The sequence below is a fragment of the Microbacterium sp. genome (assembly GCF_030149085.1).
GTDB lineage: Bacteria > Actinomycetota > Actinomycetes > Actinomycetales > Microbacteriaceae > Microbacterium.
Window position 1 is genome coordinate 1 of sequence record NZ_JASBSF010000333.1, and the last position, 2,609, is coordinate 2,609.

Genomic DNA, 2,609 nt, shown 5'->3' on the forward strand with positions numbered 1-2,609 from the left:
GGTCGGGATCTCGCCGAGCGTGTACCGCGGCTTGGCCGAGCACGAGGCATCGGCGCTGCTGCCGTGCGTGGCCAGACAGGTCACCCGCCCGGTGCGGCGGCGCACCGAACGGATGCCGGAGCCGGCCTGAGCGCGCGGCGCATCCGTCACGAATCGAGAAGCGCGTGAACGGATGCCGGGACTACCGTGACCGGTATGCAGACCACCATCCACTCGAGCTTCCTCCCCCACCTCGACCCCGAGGAGTCGCTGGCCTTCTACCGAGACGTGCTCGGGTTCGACGTGCGGCTCGACGTCGGTTATGAGGACATGCGCTGGATCACCGTCGGTCCGGCCGGCCAGCCCGACACTGCGATCGTCCTGCATCCGCCGGCAGCGAACCCCGGGCTGACCGACGCGGAGCGGGCGATGCTGCTCGAGCTCATCGCGAAGGGCAGCTACTTCGGCGTCAATCTCGCCACCCCCGACCTGGACGAGACCTTCGCGGCTCTCGAGGCGGCCGGCGCCGAGATCGTGCAGGAGCCGATCGATCAGGATTACGGCGTACGCGACTGCGCCGTGCGTGACCCCGCGGGCAACCTGATCCGCATCCAGCAGTCCGCAGTCTGACCCCGAGCCGCGCCGACCGGATGGTCCGCCCCCGGGGTGACTCCTCCGGTCCGCCCCGCCGCCTCTCGCCCTTGCTTCCGGTCGAATCGATTCGATACACTTGACGCCGGTGCCCTCAACGACACCGTCTTCCGAATCCCGACGCACGACTCGAGGGCACGAATGGCGCGCAGCCTGATCACCGGACACCCCTGGCGGGTGATCCTCCTCTTCTCCATTCCCCTGCTGATCGGCAACGTCGTGCAGCAGCTGTACCAGTTCGCCGACGCGATCGTGGTGGGACGCCAGCTCGGCGTCGACGCGCTCGCCGCCGTCGGAGCCACCGGCAGCCTGCTGTTCCTGCTCCTCGGTTTCGCGTGGGGCATGACCTCCGGCTTCGCGATCCCCACCGCGCAGGCCTTCGGTGCGCGCGACGCAGCCGCCGTGCGCCGATCGGTCGCCGTCGGGACGACGCTCACGGCCGCGGCATCCGTCGTCCTCACCGTCGGGGCGCCGCTCCTGTCGGAGCCGCTGCTCGTGCTGCTGCAGACCCCGCCCGAGCTCATCCCCGAGGCCACGGTCTTCGCGCAGGTCAGCTTCCTCGGCTCGGGCGCCGTGATGTTCTTCAACTACCTGTCCGCGATCATCCGGGCGATCGGCGATTCACGGACCCCGCTGGTGTTCCTGAGCCTCGCGTGCGTGCTCAACGTCGCCCTCGTCATCGTCATGGTCGGCCCCCTGCAGTGGGGGGTCGCGGGAGCTGCGGCATCCACTGTCGTGTCCCAGGCCCTCTCGGTCGTGTGGTGCCTCGACTACGTGCGCCGCCGCCTGCCCGCTCTGCACGTGCGGCGCGAAGACTGGCGTCTGCAGCGGGCGGACGTCATCGAACACCTGCGGCTCGGACTGCCGATGGGCTTCCAGGCCTCGATCATCGCGATCGGCACGCTCGCGGTGCAGGTGCGGCTGAACGAGCTCGGCACTCCCGAAGTCGCCGCCTACACCGCGGCATCCCGGGTCGACGGTCTGGCGATCGCGCTGCTGCAGTCGCTGGGGCTTGCGGTGTCGATGTACGTCGCGCAGAACTTCGGCGCCAAGCGTCCCGACCGCATCCTGCGCGGGGTCACCCAATCCACGGGCATCGCGATCATCGCGGCTGCCGTGCTGGGTGCGGTGCTGATCGCCTTCGGCAGCCAGATCGTCGAGCTGTTCGTCGGCGGCGGTGCCGAACAGGTCGTCGCGATGGCCGCCGAGATGCTCGTCATCAACGGTCTCACCTACGCCGTGCTCGGCATCCTGTTCGTCATCCGAGGCGCCCTGCAAGGACTCGGGCACGCCCTCATTCCGACCGTGACGGGCATCGTCGAACTAGTCATGCGGGTGGGGGCGGCGGTCGTGCTGGGCGCGCTGTTCGGGTTCGTCGGAGTCGTCTGGAGCAACCCGCTTGCCTGGATCGGGGCCGTGGTCGTGCTCGTGCCCGCGTATCTGCACGCGCGACGTGCATTGCTGCGAATGCCGATCTCGCCGCTCACGCCCACACCCACCGCGCCGATCCCGATCGTCGGGCCGACCAACGGCTCGCTCGTCGTGGACGCCGTCGTGACCGCGCCCGTGCCGGTGTCCGACCCCGAGCGCTCGCGGCGGCTGTTCGCACGGCTCCCGCGGGTGCGCGCGCGCCGTCGGCTGCGTCGCTGATCTCTCCGGCCGTGCCACCGGGAATCGGCGGCACGGCCCGGGCCGGCGGCGCACGGGGAACAATGGGGGAATGGATGCCGCTCCGCGACCGCTCATCGAGATGCCCGACCCGCAGTACGTCATGGTCGGCGAGAGCTACCGCATCGCCACCTACTCGTGGGGCGATCCGGACGCCCAGACGGTACTGGCGGTGCATGGGTTCTCATCGAGCTGTCGCGACAACTGGGTGAACACCGGGTGGGTGCGTGACCTGACACGCGCCGGGTTCCGTGTGCTGGGCGTCGACCAGCGCGGGCACGGCGCCAGCGACAAGCCCCATGACCGCCGCG

3 protein-coding genes are annotated in these 2,609 nt (G+C 70.1%); all 3 read left to right on the forward strand.

Going from position 1 to position 2,609, the window contains the following annotated elements; translation table 11 throughout:
* The first annotated feature begins 195 nt into the window (after positions 1 to 195).
* Positions 196 to 609, forward strand: coding sequence for a VOC family protein (locus Q1V87_RS13650; RefSeq protein ID WP_300593963.1), 414 nt, complete (start codon positions 196 to 198; stop codon positions 607 to 609).
* 162 nt (positions 610 to 771) lie between these two features.
* Positions 772 to 2,280 (forward strand): MATE family efflux transporter, encoded by a 1,509-nt coding sequence (locus Q1V87_RS13655; RefSeq protein WP_300593966.1) that lies wholly within the window; start codon positions 772 to 774, stop codon positions 2,278 to 2,280.
* A gap of 70 nt (positions 2,281 to 2,350) precedes the next feature.
* A partial coding sequence (locus Q1V87_RS13660) for an alpha/beta fold hydrolase (protein WP_300593969.1) occupies positions 2,351 to 2,609 on the forward strand: 259 nt, incomplete at its 3' end.

Excerpts from the sequence above, each read along its gene's own strand:
- Q1V87_RS13650 (WP_300593963.1), top strand. The coding sequence starts at position 196 with ATGCAGACCACCATCCACTCGAGCTTCCTCCCCCACCTCGACCCCGAG.
- Q1V87_RS13655 (WP_300593966.1), top strand. The coding sequence starts at position 772 with ATGGCGCGCAGCCTGATCACCGGACACCCCTGGCGGGTGATCCTCCTC.